Genomic DNA, 16,061 nt, shown 5'->3' on the forward strand with positions numbered 1-16,061 from the left:
AATTATGGTGTAAATATGAAGAAAACAGAACAGCTTATTATAAAAACATTCTTAGAACTTGTTGAGGAAAAAACTCTTGATAAGATTACTATCCAGGATATTGCAGATCAATGTGGTATTAATAGAAACACTTTCTATTATCACTTTGCAGATATCTATTCCTTGATTGAAACAATCTTTAAAGATCATTTAGCAACCATTGAACAAATGTTTGAAGATGGTGCATCCTGGAGTGAATGCTCAGAGAAAGCCCTGAAATTTCTGGTAGAAAATCGTCGTGCTATTAGACATATTGCTTTCTCAATGAGTCGCAATCAGTTAGATCATTATCTATTTGTTGTTTTCAAAAAAATATTTACAGAATACTTATTAGATAACTTTATTGTTGATATATCTGATGAAAAGTTTGATGATCTTATTTTATTTTATACTTATGCAATCATGGGATGCATAAATCATAATTTTATTGAAAACAACAATGATATAGAATTAGAGGAACTTTTAGATAAGTTTAATACAACTTTATTGATGACAAATCCCCTTAAATCAAGTAAGTAGTCTTAATGGAAGACTGCTTTTTTCGTGTTTGTATGATTGAAAAGTTTATATAAATACCTTATAATATAACTAGTGCTTTTTAGCACTTTTATACATAGGACACGGAGGACTTATATATGAGCTTAATTAAAGTCTTGACCTATGTTCTTGTATTTCTTTTAGGTATAGGATGTTATTATTTATATATCCGTTTAAAAATTTCTAAAGCAAATACAGATGCCAAAACAATTGTTGAAGAAGCTAATACAAAAGCAGACAATCTAATTAAAGAAGCATTGCTTGATGCAAAAACAAAAGCTTATGAATATAAGCTTGAAGCTGAAAAAGAAGCAAAGCAGCAGCGCTTAGAATTGACTAAGTTTGAAAATAAGCTATTACAACGTGAACAGAACATCGACCGTAGAGATATTTCTTTACAGGGGAAGGAAGATGCTCTTGAAGCAAGAAGCCAACAATTAAATAAGAAAAAGGCGGAACTAGAGGTCAAGGAAGAAAAACTACAGCATCAGATTGATGAAAAAGTAGCCGAACTTGAAAAAATTGCAGCTATGTCTGCACAGGAGGCAAAAGCTGAACTCTTCAAGCAGGTAGAACAGCGTATGGAGACTGAAGTCACTGCTTATATCAAAGAACAGGAAGATGAAGCAAAAACAAAGGCTTCACTATTTGCAAAAGATATCATTGCGAATGCCCTTAACCGTTATTCTCAGGAAGAAGTCATTGAACGCACAGTCAGTGTAGTTGCTCTTCCAAGTGAAGAAATGAAGGGTCGTATTATTGGCCGTGAAGGTCGTAATATTAAAGCGATTGAAAATGCAACTGGTGTAGATTTGATTATTGATGATACTCCAGAAGTGATTACATTATCATGTTTTGATCCAATTCGTCGTGAAGTGGCACGTTTATCACTTGAAACATTAATTCATGATGGGCGTATTCAGCCAGGACGTATTGAGGAAGTTGTTGCTAAGACTAAAAAAGATCTTGATGATACTATTTTAAAGGCAGGGCAGGATGCTGTCTTTGAATTAGGATTATCTCGAATGAACAAAGAACTTGTCATGATGATTGGTAAGTTGAAATATCGCACAAGTTATGGACAGAATGCTTTACAGCATTCATTAGAGGTGGCTCATTTTGCTGGTATTATGGCCGCTGAACTTGGATTAAATCAGCAGCTTGCTAAACGTGCTGGTTTATTGCATGACTTAGGAAAAGCAGTTGACCATGAAATGGAAGGAAGTCATGTTGAATTAGGTGCAAAATTCGCTAAGAAATTTGGTGAAAATGCGACTGTAATCAATGCAATTGAATCACATCATGGAGATGTTCCAGTAACATCAATTATTGCAGTACTGGTCTCTGCAGCAGATACACTATCAGCTGCTAGACCTGGTAGTCGAAGTGAGAAAATTGAAAATTATATCCAGAGACTTGAAAAACTTGAAGAATTACCTAAACAGTTTGACGGTGTGGATAATGTATTTGCCATCCAGGCAGGTCGTGAAATCAGAGTAATCGTTAATCCAGAAAAGATTGATGACTTAAAGGCACACAAACTTGCAAGAGATGTCAAAGAAAAGATTGAAACCGAACTCACTTACCCAGGACATATTAAAGTAACTGTGATCCGTGAGATTCGTGCTAATGAAATAGCTAAGTAGATAGGATCATCCCTATCTACTTTTTATTTAAGGATGTGAACAAAAATGAATATATTATTTATTGGTGATATTTTTGGTAAGACAGGACGTAAAATGATTGCAACGTACCTCCCAAAAATTGTAGAGAAATATAGTGTAGAATGCGTTATAGCGAATGGTGAGAATACAAGCCATGGTAAAGGATTACTACAGAAACACTATGATGAATTACTGTCTCATGGTATTTCTTTGATTACAATGGGAAATCATACTTATTCTAAGAAAGAAATCTTTGAATATATAGATGAAGCAGATAAACTAATTGTTCCACTAAATAAGCCTAAGGCGATGCCTGGAGTAGGTTCTAGAGTCATTGAAGTAAAAGGAAAGAAAATCAGAGTAACAAACTTACTTGGTCTTACATTTATGGATGGAAAACCACAGAATCCTTTTGAAGCAATTGATCCTGTCTTAGAAGAAGATGACAGTGATATCCATATCATTGACTTTCATGGTGAAGCGACAAGTGAAAAGATTGCTTTTGGCTATTATGTCGATGGACGTGTCAGCGCAGTGCTTGGTACACATACCCATGTTCCTACAGGAGATGAAAAGATTCTTCCGAATGGAACTGCTTTTCAGTGTGATGTTGGTATGACAGGACCTTATGAAAGTGTTATTGGCTGTGAAAAAGAGGGAATCATTGAACGTAGTATAAAAGGTATTATGACACCTTTTAGAGTGGCTGAAGATGAAGGACAGCTATGTGCGACATTGCTTCATTTTGATGGTAACAAGTGTAAGAATATTGAAAGAATAAGAATTGACCCTCAGGTAAAGTTTAAGTGAAAATGAAGGAAAGCGTCTTCACTTTTTGTAAAGAATACAGTATAATGTTTCTAGTTATTGAAGGAGGACATTATTTTTATGGCTAAATGTAAAATTTTAATGCAGACTGCACAGGTGCAGAAGTTAGTTACTTTTTTTGATGGATATAAGGATGACAAAGTAGAATTAAAGTATGTAAGCAAAGCTGGTATTAAAGCTACTTTTGAATGTGAAACAGAATTATCACCAGAAGATGCTGCTGCACATTGTAAGTCTTTATTTAAAAAGACTCCAGAAGGAAGTTATATGTACTTCTCAATCCAGCCTGACGGTTTCTTTGGATAAGATGCATTTTAAGGCACAGGTGAATTCCTGTGCTTTTTTTGTTTAGAAGGGAGATTTTATGGATATTAAAGTCGTTATAGGGCAGATGATTGTATTGTTTGGCTTGATGGGGTTAGGCTTTTTATTGTATAGAGTAAATATTTTAGATTTGAATACTAATAGTAAACTCACATCTTTAGTTTTATCGGTCACGACACCTTGTATGGTATTGAATTCTGTATTATGTACAGAAAAGTACAGTGACTCAAAAACAATCTTTACTATTTTAGGTATTGCAGTTGTTACTTATGTTATAACACCTTTTATAGGTGTACTTTTTAATAAATTATTGCATGTGCCAAAAAATCAAACGGGTTTATATGTATTTATGACAGTATTTTCTAATATTGGCTTTATTGGTTATCCTATTATGAAAGCTATATTTGGAAATGATTCTGTTTTCCACACATCTTTATTTGGCATGGTTTTTAATATTATGCTTTTTACTTTAGGTGTATATTTGATTGGAATTGGCCAGCAGGGAAACAATAAACTGAATTTTAAGAATTTGATTACGCCGGGCGTGATATGTTCATTTCTAGCACTTATTCTCTATTTGATGCATATAAGAGCGCCTAAGATTGTAACAGATTTTACAGGTATGATAGGCGATATGACAACGCCTTTAGCGATGATTATTATCGGTGTTACACTTGGTGCTATGAATATTAAAAAAGTATTTAATGAATTACGTGTCTACGTTTATACACTAGTCAAGCAGCTGATTTTACCGATTATTGCCTATCCAATTATTGCATTTTTGATCAAGGATCATTATTTAAGAGGATTGACTTTGATTATGTTATCTATGCCAGTAGGTAGTTCTGCTGTCTTATTTACTAATAAATATGGCGGAGATAGTGAATTAGCAGCTAAGACAATCTTTATGACGACATTAATCTCTGTTTTGACTATTCCACTTGTCGTCTATATGTTTTTAATTTAATACTTTTACCCCAATTTAGAGGGTTTTTTTTATGAGGGGTATTTGTTATAATGGTGTCGAAAAGGAGCGTTTATGAAAGATTATAGTAAATATTTTAAAGGTCCTTCTTTAAAGGATGCACGTTCTAGAGGTCGTACTGAAGTACAACATTTAGATGATGCATTCGAGATTCCTGCAGATATGGTGGGGATTGGAAAAGGACAGACATATTATATCCAGACTTATGGATGTCAAGCGAATGAAAGAGATACTGAAACATTATCAGGTATCTTAGAAATGATGGGTTATACTCATACTGACGAAGTAAAACAGGCAGATGTTGTATTATTAAATACCTGCGCAATCAGAGAAAATGCTGAAGAAAAAGTATTTGGTAAGATAGGTTACTTGAAGAACATTAAGAAGACTAGACCAAATCTGATTTTTGGTATATGCGGCTGTATGGCACAGGAGGAAGTAGTTGTTAATAAGATTCTAGAGAAATTCCCTCAGGTCGATCTTATTTTCGGTACACATAATATCCACCGTCTCCCAGTTCTATTAAAACAGGCTATGTTAGAAAAGGAACTTGTTCTTGAAGTCTGGTCTAAGGAAGGGGATGTTATTGAAAATCTTCCAAGTCATCGTGCCAATAATTACAAGGCATGGGTCAATATTATGTATGGATGCAATAAATTCTGTACTTATTGTATTGTTCCTTATACAAGAGGTAAGGAACGTTCTCGTGAATTAGAAGAAATTATCAAGGAAGTAGAAGAATTAAAGAATAGCGGCTATAAAGAAATTACATTACTTGGACAGAATGTTAACTCTTATGGTAAGGATTTAAATAACGGCACTGACTTTGCAACATTATTAGAAGCTGTCGCAAAGACTGGTATTGATCGTATTCGATTCACTACAAGCCATCCTTGGGACTTTAATGAGGATATGATTGATATTATCGCTAAGTATGATAATATCATGCCTTCTATCCATTTACCTGTTCAGTCAGGAAATGATGATGTTTTACAGCTGATGGGTAGACGTTATTCAAAGGAAAGCTATTTAAAACTATTTGATATGATTAAAGAAAAGATTCCGGACTGCACTGTGACAACAGATATCATTGTTGGTTTCCCAAATGAAACAGAAGAACAGTTCCAGGATACTTTATCTTTATATAACTATTGTAAGTATGATTTAGCTTATACATTTATTTATTCACCTAGAGAAGGTACTCCTGCGGCAAAGATGGAAGACAATGTCCCTCTTAGTGATAAGGAGCAGCGTTTATATCGCTTAAATGAACTTGTAAATAAATACGCAAATGAAGCCAATCAGAAATACTTAGGACAGGTTGTTAAAGTACTTGTAGAAGGTCCATCTAAGAAGAACCCAGATGTTTTATCAGGTTATACAGAACATAACAAGTTAATTAACTTTAAAGGTGATGCCTCAATGGTGGGACAGATTGTTGATGTTCGTGTGACTGAAGCAAAGACATGGGCTTTAACAGGGGAACAGGTTGAAAGCAGCAACTAAGACTCAGGCAGAAGCTTTAAATAAGCTGATTCTAAGTGATCCGCTTATTCAGGAATTTAAGAAGTATGAAGAGGCCTTAAAGCAGCACCCTGAATTGCTGGCTTTAGAAGATGAAATCAAAGAAGATAGCCAGATTATTCTAAAAAAGAAGGCACTTGGTGAACTGACCGAAGAAGAGATGAAGGCTTATTCAAAGAAGAAAGAATACTTTGAAAATCATCCTCTCATTGTGAATTATTTGAATCTAAAAAGTGAAGTAAATGATTACCTTATACAAGTTGAAACAATCATCAATGAAGAATTATTAAAAGCTATTGACTAAATGTTTTTAAATGTTTATTATTGAATATAATTTATATAAAAAGGAGATTATTATGGCACATATTTTTAATGAACCCTCACACACTTTTAATGAATATTTATTGATTCCTGGTTATTCTAGTGAAGAATGCCAGCCACAGAATGTTAGTTTAAAGACACCTTTAGTTAAATTCAAGAAAGGTGAAGAACCAGCACTTTCATTAAATATCCCTCTTGTATCTGCAGTTATGCAGGCTGTATCTGATGATGGTATGGCAGTTGCTTTAGCAAGAGAAGGTGGATGTTCATTTATCTATGGTTCACAGACAATTGAATCACAGGCAGCAATGGTAAGACGTGTTAAAAACTATAAGGCAGGTTTCGTGCCAAGTGATTCTAACTTAAGCGCGAATGATACTTTAGCAGATGTTCTTGCACTTAAAGAAAAGACTGGTCATTCAACTATGGCTGTTACTGAAGATGGTACAGCAAATGGTCGTTTGATTGGTTTAGTGACTGGTAGAGATTACCGTGTCAGCCGTATGGATGAAAATGAAAAAGTTGTTGATTTCATGACACCTTTTGATAAGTTAGTATGCGGACATAAAGATATTACTTTAAAAGAAGCAAATGATATTATCTGGGAAAACAAATTAAATGCTTTACCAATTATTGATGATGATAATAGACTTCTATATTTCGTATTCAGAAAGGATTATGAATCAAGAAAATCAAATCCTAATGAATTATTAGATGAATCTAAACGTTATGTTGTTGGTGCTGGTATCAACACAAGAGACTTTGCAGAAAGAGTTCCTGCATTAATTGAAGCAGGTGTAGATGTATTATGTATCGACTCTTCTGAAGGTTATTCAGCTTGGCAGGCTAACACTATCGCATGGATCAGAGAACACTATGGTGATACTGTAAAAGTTGGTGCTGGTAACGTTGTAGATGGTGAAGGATTTAGATTCTTAGCAGAAGCTGGTGCTGACTTCATCAAAATCGGGATTGGTGGCGGATCTATCTGTATCACTCGTGAACAGAAAGGTATCGGTAGAGGCCAGGCAACTGCAACTATTGAAGTAGCTGAAGCAAGAGATGCATACTTCAAAGAAACTGGTATTTATATCCCAATCTGTTCTGATGGTGGTATCGTTCATGATTACCATATGACTCTTGCTCTTGCAATGGGTTCTGATTTCATTATGTTAGGTCGTTACTTCTCTCGTTTTGATGAATCACCAACTAACAAGGTAAACATCAACGGTCAGTATATGAAAGAATACTGGGGTGAAGGTTCTGCACGTGCTAGAAACTGGCAGAGATATGACTTAGGCGGAGATAAGAAGCTTTCATTTGAAGAAGGTGTAGATTCTTATGTGCCATATGCTGGTAGCTTAAAAGATAACGTTAGTTTATCATTAAGCAAGATGAAGCATACAATGTGTAACTGCGGGGCACTTACAATTGCTGAATTACAGGAAAAAGCGAAGATCCAGCTTGTGTCTGCAACTTCAATTGTTGAAGGTGGCGCACATGATGTCTTATTAAAAGACTCTTCAAATTCAGGTAACAGATAATAGGAGGATGGAAGGAATAATATATTCCTTCCATTTTTGATTTTAAGGGGAATATTCATGGTAATTAATAAAGAAAGACTTGCTCAGACATTTTGTGAAATGGTTTCTATTGATAGTGAATCCTATCATGAAAAGAAGATGAAAGACTATTTGATGAAGGTTTTTAAAGAATGTCATATGGAGTGTATAGAAATGCCTATAGAAGGCTTTGAAGCAGGGAATATTTATGCGGTATTGAAAGGTGATGTTCATAAAGAGCCTATTATGTTTTCAGGACATATGGATACTGTATCACCAGGTAATGGGAAGCATGCTATTGTTCATGAAGATGGACGTATTACAAGTGATGGAACAACAGTTCTCGGTGCTGATGATGTCTCTGCACTTGCTTCTTATATTGAAGCCATTCGTACAATCCAAGAACAGAATATTTCTCATGGTGATATAGAACTTGCCATCAGCGTAGCTGAAGAACCTTATGATGCAGGAAGTGCTTATTATGATTTTGGTCGCATTCAATCACGTATTGGTTATACATTTGATTTAGCGGGTGAAGTAGGCTTAGCAGCAATAGAGGCTCCTTCTATTGTTTCTTTTAAGATTGTTGTTGAGGGTAAAAGTGCCCATGCAGGTTTTAATCCTGAAGATGGTATTCATGCCTTAAAGATTGCCTCAAGTGCCATAATTCGCATTCCTAATGGTCATGTGAATGATAAGACAACAGTCAATTTTGGTACTATTCAGGGTGGAGAAGGACGTAATATTGTCCCTAGAGAAGTTATTATTACTGGAGAAATAAGAAGTTTTGATCACCAAGATGCACTTAACTGGAGCTGTTATATAAAGAAGATCTTTGAAGAAGAAGCAGCAAAAGAACATGGAGATATAGAATTCAGCGATTATGTGCATATAGAGGCATATAAAATTGAAGAGGATGAAGAGGTTGTCGAACGCTTTAAACGTGCCTGTAATAAGCTTGGATTAGCACCACACCTTATTTCTACACATGGTGGTTCTGATAATAATAGATTTGTGAAAGAAGGAATCAGAGGTATTGTAGTTGCATGTGCTATGAATGATTGTCATAGTGTGAGTGAATATACAACGATAGATGAATTAGAAAAGAGTGCTCAATTAGCATTACTTCTTATGATTGATTAAAAATATGTTATAATGAGTGAGTTAGGAGTGGGTATCATTTTGAAAAAAGAAAAATACTCTCCCATGATGGAGAAATATTTAGAATTAAAAAAAGATTATCAGGATGCAATTGTAATGTATCGTATAGGAGATTTCTATGAAATGTTCTTTGATGATGCAGCAGTCGCTTCTAAAGCTTTAAATCTTGCTTTAACAGGAAAAAATGCAGGTGTAAAAGAACGTGTTCCAATGTGTGGGGTTCCTTTTCATGCTGCAACAGGTTACGTAGAAGAATTAGTCAAACAAGGTCATAAGGTTGTTATTGTTGAACAGCTTTCAGACCCAAAAGCAAAGGGTCTTGTAGAAAGAGGTGTTGTTCAGATTGTTACACCTGGTACTTTGATGGACTTTAAGTTAAATGAGAAGGTTAATAACTTTATTGGTGCGTTAGGTGTTTTTGATTTCTCTTATACATTGGCTTATGCTGATTTATCAACAGGTGAATTCTATTGTTTAAATCTAGAGAAAAAGGAACATCTTTTACGTAATAAGATTGAATCGTTAGGTATTAAAGAAATAGTTGTGGAAGATGATTCTATTTCTATTGATGGCGTGATGATGTCTTCTTTTAAAGATGAAACAATAAAAGATAACTATAAGAAAATATTTGAGAATATTAATGATTTAAAACAGATCAAGATCTGTGCAAACCTATTGAATTATCTTCTTGATACACAAAAAAGAGAATTGGAATATATTCAGACGATTGTAGAAGTGAAACAGGAAGATTATGTTTATATGGAAAGTGCTACTAAAAAAGCACTAGAACTCACTAAGAATGCGAATAATGAAAAATATGGCACATTATTATGGTTATTAGATCATACACATAGTGCAATGGGTGGTCGTTTATTGAAACAATGGATTGATCAGCCTCTTATTTCTAAAGAGAAGATTGAAGAAAGACTCGATCTTGTTGAAGTGTTCATGGATAACTTCTTAGAAAGAGAAACAATCATTGATATGATCAATGATATTTATGATATTGAGAAGCTGGCTTCTCGAGTGGCTTTTGGAAATGTGAATGCGAGAGATTTAAAGTGGATTTGTTCTTCGTTGAAGGTGATTCCAGAATTAAAGTATCAGTTATTAAGTCTTGATCATCCACAATTAAATAAACTTGCTATGCAGTTAGTTGATTTATCACCTATTATCCAGACAATTGATGAAGCGATTGTCGATGATCCACCTCTAGTAATCAAAGAGGGAAATATCATTAAGGATGGCTACAATAAAGAATTGGATGAATTGCGTGATATTCGTAAGAATGGAAAAAAATGGCTGATGGCCTTTGAGGAAAAAGAAAAAGAACGTACTGGAATCAAAGGTTTAAAGGTGGGGTATAACCGTGTATTTGGTTATTATATCGAAGTGACTAAAAGCTATTTACCTTTGGTTAAGGATGAATTCAACTATACAAGAAAACAGAGCTTATCAAATGCAGAAAGATTTATCACGCCTGAACTAAAGGATATGGAGAATAAGATTCTATCTGCACAGGATCGTATTGTTGCTTTAGAATATGAAATATTCACACAGGTTAGACAGTATATCAAAGGCTTTGTACATGAGATACAGGATGTTGCCAAGGTTGTTGCTAAGGTGGATGTTTTCACATCTTTTGCACTTGTATCAGGTCGTAATGATTATGTACGTCCGGTTTTCAATGATGAGCATATTATCCATATTGAAGCAGGAAGACATCCTGTTGTTGAGGAAGTTATTTCAAAAGAAAATTATGTTAAGAATGATGTGTCTTTAGGTGAAGATGCAAAAATCATGTTGATTACTGGTCCGAATATGGGTGGTAAATCTACCTATATGCGTCAGATGGCTTTGACGATGATCATGGCACAGATTGGATGTTTTGTGCCGGCAAGAAGTGCCGCTCTTCCTGTTTTTGATGCAATATTTACACGTATTGGAGCAAGTGATGATCTGATTGGCGGTCAGTCTACTTTCATGGTAGAAATGTTAGAAGCAAATAATGCATTGAAATATGCAAGTGAGAATTCTTTAATCATCTTTGATGAAATTGGTAGAGGAACAGCGACATTTGATGGAATGGCACTAGCTCAAGGTATTTTAGAATATGTAGCCAATCATAATCATTCGTTGACTTTCTTTTCAACGCATTATCATGAATTAACACGTATGGAAGGTGCTTCTATTAAGAATGTTCATGCAGGTGCTGATATCTCAAATGATTCTATTCGTTTCTTATATCATATTGAAGATGGACCTTCAGGTCAGTCCTATGGTATAAATGTTGCGAAACTGGCAAAATTACCTGAACAGGTTATTGTACGTGCTGATGCGATTTTAAAATCGTTAGAAGACAACAATATTGAAGAAAAGCTTCAAAATATAGAAGTGCAGTCTGTTGTTAAAACAAGTGCCGTAGAAGAAACACTTAAAGGTATTGATCCAATGAGTTTATCACCACTTGATGCCTTAAGTACATTAATTGAATTAAAGAAGATGTTGTAGGAGAGTATATGGGACATATTAGACAATTGAGTGAAAATCTAGCCAATAAGATTGCGGCAGGAGAAGTTGTTGAACGTCCTGCTAGTGTTATTAAAGAACTTACAGAAAATAGTATCGATGCCAAGGCAAAAAGTATCACGATTCTTGTTGAACAGGGTGGTACAAGCAGTATGTCTGTTATCGATGATGGGATAGGAATGAATCGTACAGATGCGCTTCTTTGTTTTAGTCGTCATGCGACAAGCAAGATTGTAGATGAGAATGATTTATTCAATATCACAACATTGGGTTTTAGAGGAGAAGCTATTCCTTCTATTGCCTCTATTAGTGTTTTCACACTTGAAACAAGTGATGGAGAAGAAAATACAAAAGTAGAATATGAATTTGGAAAAAGAAAATCAGTAGACAGCGTGGCAATGAATCGTGGTACAAAGATCACGGTTGAACGTATTTTCCAGAATGTGCCTGCGAGACTTAAATATATGAAGTCTATTAATGCTGAATTTGCAGCTATTTATTCTTATGTAGAACGTCTTGCTTTAGCACATCCTGAAATTTCTTTTATGCTTGTACATGACCATAAAACAATATTCAAGACCAATGGTAGAAATAATTTACTAGAAGTAATTAGCGAAATTTATGGTCTTCCTGTCGCAAAGAACATGATTCATGTCGATTTTGGAAATGAGGAATTCCATGTTTCGGGTTATATATCTAAAATTGATACATCGCGCTCTTCAAAAAATCATATTGTTACTCTTGTAAATCATCGTTATGTCAAAAATATGAAAACAATCAATACAATCAATGAGGTATATCGTCGCTACCTTGCAGATAAAAGATTTCCTATTGCGATTTTAGAGATTGATGTAGACCCTTATTTAGTCGATGTGAATGTTCATCCTGCTAAACTTGAAGTGCGTTTTTCTAAAGAAACAGAACTTAAGGAATTACTTCTTAAAGGTTTAGAGGAGGCTTTATCTAAAAAGAATCTTACTTATAAACCTTCTACAAGAGAAACGGAAAAAGCATCTTTTAAGCCAAGTCTTGCTCAGATGACTATTCCTCTTGATGAAGTATATGAAGAAGTCAAAGAAGAACCTATTCTTGAAACAGTTCATGAAGACATACCTGTTTATGAACCTGAAAAGGTCGAAGTTAAAGTACAGCCTAAAGAAGAACCACTTAAACCTATTAAAGAAAAAATAAAGGTTATTGGACAAACAAGAGGCACTTATATTCTAGGAGAAAACGAACGTGGTTTTTATATCATTGATCAGCATGCTGCTCAGGAACGTATTAATTATGAATATTTCTTGAATAAGTTTTCTCATCCTGATTTATCTATACAGCCAATGATTGTTCCACTTACTTTTGAATATCCAGAAAGTGAATGTTTAGTCATTGATGAGCATAAGGAACTGCTAGAAGAAGTAGGTATTCATCTTGAATCATTTGGCCGTCATTCTTATATCGTGCGTGGTCTGCCTTTGTGGATGAAGAATATTGATGAGAAGATTTTTATTGATGAAATGATCCAAGAGGTATTAAACAATCAGAGCGTAGATATTGTTGCAATGCAGGAGCATGCAATTGCGACACTTGCATGTAAAGCAAGTGTTAAAGGGAATACATATCTTACAACACAGGATATGCAGACTATTGTTGATAATTTGATGCGTTGTGATAATCCTTATGTTTGTCCTCACGGTAGACCAACAATTATATTCTATAGTGATTATGAAATAGAAAAGTTATTTAAGAGGGTTGTAGTATGAAAAAAGTAATTGCAGTTTGTGGACCTACAGCCGTAGGTAAAACACGTATGGGTGTTTCTCTTGCAGAAGCACTTCATGGAGAAGTCATTAGCGGTGATTCTATGCAGATCTACCGTACAATGGATATTGGAACAGCGAAAGCGACTCCTGAAGAAATGCAGGGCATTATCCATCATATGATTGATATCAAAAATCCTGATGAAACTTTTTCTGTCAGTGAATTCCAGAAAGAAGTGCGCCACTATATCGACACAATTGATATGCCTATAGTCGTAGGAGGAACAGGCCTTTATATTAAAGGGGCTCTTTATGATTATATTTTTGAAGAAACAGAATCAAAGCATGATGAAATCAAAGCAAAGTATGCACATTATACAAATGAAGAATTACATCAGTATTTAGCATCATTTGATCTTCAGTCTGCACAGGATCTTCATCCAAATAATCGCCAAAGAGTTTTGCGTGCTATTGAGATTTATGAGGAATCTGGTAAAAGAAAAAGTGATATTCTAGAGGCTCAGGAACATAAGCCTGTTTATGATATTTATTTTGTAGGGCTCACATTACCTCGTCCTGTTTTATATGAACGTATTAACAAGCGTGTTGATTTCATGATTGAACAGGGATTAGAAGAAGAAGTAAGAACTATCTATGACTCAGGCTTATCACGTAATGCACAATCTATGAAGGCGATTGGTTATAAAGAGTGGTTTGATTATTTTGAAGGTTTAAAATCAAAAGAAGAAATCATTGAAGAAATCAAGAAACATTCACGCAATTATGCGAAAAGGCAATATACATGGTTTAATAACCAGTTTGATGTTCACTGGTATGATGTGAATCTAGAAGATTTTGCTTCAACGATTCAGAACGTCTTAAAAGATATTAAAGAGTGGTATGAAAAAGGATAAGTCTCTTTAGCGAGGCTTATCCTTTTTGAGTTTTCTGATATTTGTTGTTCTGCCATGCTTGAGAATCCTTTGGTAATTCTCAGTCAATGACTTTTCATAACGGCTTGTCAGCCAAGGCACATAGAATTGCGCATCCTTGATTTCATCAGGAAGATACTGGAGATATTCCCATAAATCAGGTCTATTATAGTCATAACGATCTTCTTCGGCGACACCAACAGGTGTTAAACGGATATACTGAGGTGCCTTATGAGGCTCGTTGTGATAGGAAGCAAGCGCTGCATCGATTGCATCTTCACTAGATCTTGATTTAGGGGATAAAGCCAATTCTATAATACAGCTTGCAAGAGGAATTCTTGCTTCAGGAAAACCAATTGTCTTAGCTGCTTGAAAAGCGAGAACTGTACGCATACAGGCATTAGGATTGGCAAGGCCTATATCTTCATAGGCAGTTGTGATCAATCTTCTTTCAAGAGATTCAATGTCTCCGGCATCTATTAGTTTTGCGAAATAATAAAGAGCACCATTAGGATCAGATCCTCTGATAGATTTCTGTAAACCGCTTAAAGTATCATAATATTGGTCCTCGTCTTTATCGAACTGCATATTAGCACGAGGTACAGCATCTTGTATTATATTTAATGTTATATGGGTATCAGGGGCATAGATGGTAGCAAGTTCTAGGCAATTATAAGCATAACGTACATCACCGCTGCTCATCCTTGCTATATAATCATAAACATCTTCATCTATTTCGTATTGATGATTCAGACCTCTTTCACTCACTGCTGCTCTTTTACATGCCTCTACGATTTCTTCATTATTTAAAGGCTTGACTTCGCATAAATGGCATCTTGAACGAATGGCAGGATTGATTGAATGATAAGGATTGGCTGTTGTACAGCCAGCAATAATCAATAAGCCACTTTCGATATAGGGTAATAGGTGGTCCTGCTTATCTTTATTTAGACGATGAACTTCATCTACAATTACAAACAATCCTTCAGAAAGCTTTGCTTCAGTAATAATCTGATCCATTTCTTTCTTATTACCTGTTGAGGCATTAAAGATACGATAAGGAATATTCAGATCATGAGCAAGTGCTTTTGCGATAGTAGTTTTCCCACAACCTGGAGGGCCATATAAGATAATAGACATGGGATGATCTTTCTTTACAAATTGTTTTAGTAATCTATTTTCGCCTACAAGATGTTTCTGTCCGATCACATCATCTAAACCAATAGGGCGCATAGAATCTGCAAGTGTCTTATGAATCATAGTTTGTTTCCTTTCTTTTAAGAATCATGTATAATTATAACATGATTTTGTAAGGAGAGAGCAATATGAAAATTGTTTTACAAAGAGTAAAAGAAGCAAGCGTTACAATTGATGGAGAAATACATGGCGCTATTGGTAAGGGTTATATGATTCTTGTTGGATTTAATGAAGAAGATAATCATGAAATTATTGACCGTCTTGTAGAAAAAGTGATTCATTTAAGAGTATTTGAAGATGAAAACCAGAAAATGAATCGTTCACTATTAGATGTCGAAGGTTCTATTCTTTCTATTTCACAGTTCACATTGTATGCAGATTGTCGTAAAGGAAGAAGACCAAGTTTTATTAATGCAGCTAAGCCAGATATATCTTCACCACTTTATGATTATTTCAATGAATGCTTAAGAAATCAAGGGATTCATGTAGAAACAGGAATCTTTGGCGCTGATATGAAATGTGCGTTAATTAATGATGGACCAGTTACCATTGTTTTAGATAGCGATGAATTAATACCACATAAATAAAGCAATTATAAGGTAATAAGAGGGTATGTAAGCCTTTTTTTATCTTTTTTAACAAAAAATGAATAAAATCGCAAAAAAGGCCTTTACAAGCGAAATGAATGGTGGTAATATAAG

At 34.8% G+C, this 16,061-nt stretch carries 14 protein-coding genes; 13 read left to right on the forward strand and 1 reads right to left on the reverse strand.

Features of this window, described 5'->3' with window-relative positions; translation table 11 throughout:
• Positions 1-15: 15 nt before the first annotated feature.
• From ACFOZZ_RS06885 to miaA, 12 genes are all read left to right on the forward strand, one after another.
• The gene (locus ACFOZZ_RS06885) at positions 16-558 is read left to right on the forward strand and encodes a TetR/AcrR family transcriptional regulator C-terminal domain-containing protein (RefSeq protein ID WP_055233752.1); all 543 of its coding nucleotides are present in this window, start codon (positions 16-18) and stop codon (positions 556-558) included.
• A gap of 116 nt (positions 559-674) precedes the next feature.
• Complete coding sequence (gene rny / locus ACFOZZ_RS06890) at positions 675-2,222, forward strand: ribonuclease Y (protein WP_376814950.1); 1,548 nt, start codon at positions 675-677, stop codon at positions 2,220-2,222.
• A 45-nt stretch (positions 2,223-2,267) separates the two neighbouring features.
• A complete protein-coding gene (locus tag ACFOZZ_RS06895) occupies positions 2,268-3,050 on the forward strand; it encodes a TIGR00282 family metallophosphoesterase (protein ID WP_055233753.1) in 783 nt (260 codons plus the stop codon).
• 78 nt (positions 3,051-3,128) lie between these two features.
• Positions 3,129-3,374 (forward strand): hypothetical protein, encoded by a 246-nt coding sequence (locus ACFOZZ_RS06900; protein ID WP_022424184.1) that lies wholly within the window; start codon positions 3,129-3,131, stop codon positions 3,372-3,374.
• Between the two features lie 58 nt (positions 3,375-3,432).
• Positions 3,433-4,359 carry an AEC family transporter gene (locus tag ACFOZZ_RS06905; RefSeq protein WP_279147637.1) on the forward strand — a complete coding sequence of 309 codons (927 nt, stop codon included), beginning with the start codon at positions 3,433-3,435 and terminating at the stop codon, positions 4,357-4,359.
• Between the two features lie 72 nt (positions 4,360-4,431).
• Positions 4,432-5,883 (forward strand): tRNA (N6-isopentenyl adenosine(37)-C2)-methylthiotransferase MiaB, encoded by a 1,452-nt coding sequence (gene miaB / locus ACFOZZ_RS06910; RefSeq protein ID WP_278778784.1) that lies wholly within the window; start codon positions 4,432-4,434, stop codon positions 5,881-5,883.
• Positions 5,867-6,205, forward strand: a complete 339-nt coding sequence (locus ACFOZZ_RS06915; protein ID WP_055289215.1) for a YlbF family regulator — start codon at positions 5,867-5,869, stop codon at positions 6,203-6,205. Before miaB ends, ACFOZZ_RS06915 begins: the two co-directional genes overlap by 17 nt.
• 52 nt (positions 6,206-6,257) lie before the next feature.
• A complete protein-coding gene (locus ACFOZZ_RS06920) occupies positions 6,258-7,766 on the forward strand; it encodes an IMP dehydrogenase (protein WP_006505483.1) in 1,509 nt (502 codons plus the stop codon).
• Positions 7,767-7,823: 57 nt separating this feature from the next.
• On the forward strand, positions 7,824-8,927 hold the full coding sequence (locus ACFOZZ_RS06925) for a M20/M25/M40 family metallo-hydrolase (RefSeq protein WP_278778786.1): 1,104 nt from the start codon (positions 7,824-7,826) through the stop codon (positions 8,925-8,927).
• Between the two features lie 39 nt (positions 8,928-8,966).
• Entirely contained in the window at positions 8,967-11,456 is a 2,490-nt protein-coding gene (mutS, locus tag ACFOZZ_RS06930; RefSeq protein ID WP_413587718.1) for a DNA mismatch repair protein MutS, read from the forward strand.
• Positions 11,457-11,464: 8 nt separating this feature from the next.
• Positions 11,465-13,234, forward strand: a complete 1,770-nt coding sequence (gene mutL, locus ACFOZZ_RS06935; protein ID WP_376814951.1) for a DNA mismatch repair endonuclease MutL — start codon at positions 11,465-11,467, stop codon at positions 13,232-13,234.
• Complete coding sequence (gene miaA / locus ACFOZZ_RS06940) at positions 13,231-14,145, forward strand: tRNA (adenosine(37)-N6)-dimethylallyltransferase MiaA (protein WP_055233759.1); 915 nt, start codon at positions 13,231-13,233, stop codon at positions 14,143-14,145. Before mutL ends, miaA begins: the two co-directional genes overlap by 4 nt.
• A gap of 6 nt (positions 14,146-14,151) precedes the next feature.
• On the opposite strand, the gene ACFOZZ_RS06945 is transcribed toward miaA, so the two are convergent.
• Positions 14,152-15,420: a replication-associated recombination protein A gene (locus tag ACFOZZ_RS06945; protein WP_147556442.1), complete on the reverse strand. Its 1,269-nt coding sequence runs from the start codon at positions 15,418-15,420 to the stop codon at positions 14,152-14,154.
• Positions 15,421-15,488: 68 nt separating this feature from the next.
• Between ACFOZZ_RS06945 and dtd the strand changes: the two genes are divergently transcribed.
• Positions 15,489-15,947, forward strand: coding sequence for a D-aminoacyl-tRNA deacylase (dtd, locus tag ACFOZZ_RS06950; RefSeq protein ID WP_006505489.1), 459 nt, complete (start codon positions 15,489-15,491; stop codon positions 15,945-15,947).
• The last annotated feature ends 114 nt before the right edge of the window (positions 15,948-16,061 follow it).

Source organism: Catenibacterium sp. GCM10023432 (assembly GCF_042651925.1).
Classification (GTDB): Bacteria; Bacillota_I; Bacilli_A; order Erysipelotrichales; family Coprobacillaceae; genus Catenibacterium; species Catenibacterium mitsuoka.

Bases quoted from the DNA above. Each gene is read 5' to 3' on its own strand.
- ACFOZZ_RS06885 (WP_055233752.1), top strand. From the start codon at position 16: ATGAAGAAAACAGAACAGCTTATTATAAAAACATTCTTAGAACTTGTT.
- rny (WP_376814950.1), top strand. From the start codon at position 675: ATGAGCTTAATTAAAGTCTTGACCTATGTTCTTGTATTTCTTTTAGGT.
- ACFOZZ_RS06895 (WP_055233753.1), top strand. From the start codon at position 2,268: ATGAATATATTATTTATTGGTGATATTTTTGGTAAGACAGGACGTAAA.
- ACFOZZ_RS06900 (WP_022424184.1), top strand. From the start codon at position 3,129: ATGGCTAAATGTAAAATTTTAATGCAGACTGCACAGGTGCAGAAGTTA.
- ACFOZZ_RS06905 (WP_279147637.1), top strand. From the start codon at position 3,433: ATGGATATTAAAGTCGTTATAGGGCAGATGATTGTATTGTTTGGCTTG.
- miaB (WP_278778784.1), top strand. From the start codon at position 4,432: ATGAAAGATTATAGTAAATATTTTAAAGGTCCTTCTTTAAAGGATGCA.
- ACFOZZ_RS06920 (WP_006505483.1), top strand. From the start codon at position 6,258: ATGGCACATATTTTTAATGAACCCTCACACACTTTTAATGAATATTTA.
- ACFOZZ_RS06925 (WP_278778786.1), top strand. From the start codon at position 7,824: ATGGTAATTAATAAAGAAAGACTTGCTCAGACATTTTGTGAAATGGTT.
- mutL (WP_376814951.1), top strand. From the start codon at position 11,465: ATGGGACATATTAGACAATTGAGTGAAAATCTAGCCAATAAGATTGCG.
- miaA (WP_055233759.1), top strand. From the start codon at position 13,231: ATGAAAAAAGTAATTGCAGTTTGTGGACCTACAGCCGTAGGTAAAACA.
- dtd (WP_006505489.1), top strand. From the start codon at position 15,489: ATGAAAATTGTTTTACAAAGAGTAAAAGAAGCAAGCGTTACAATTGAT.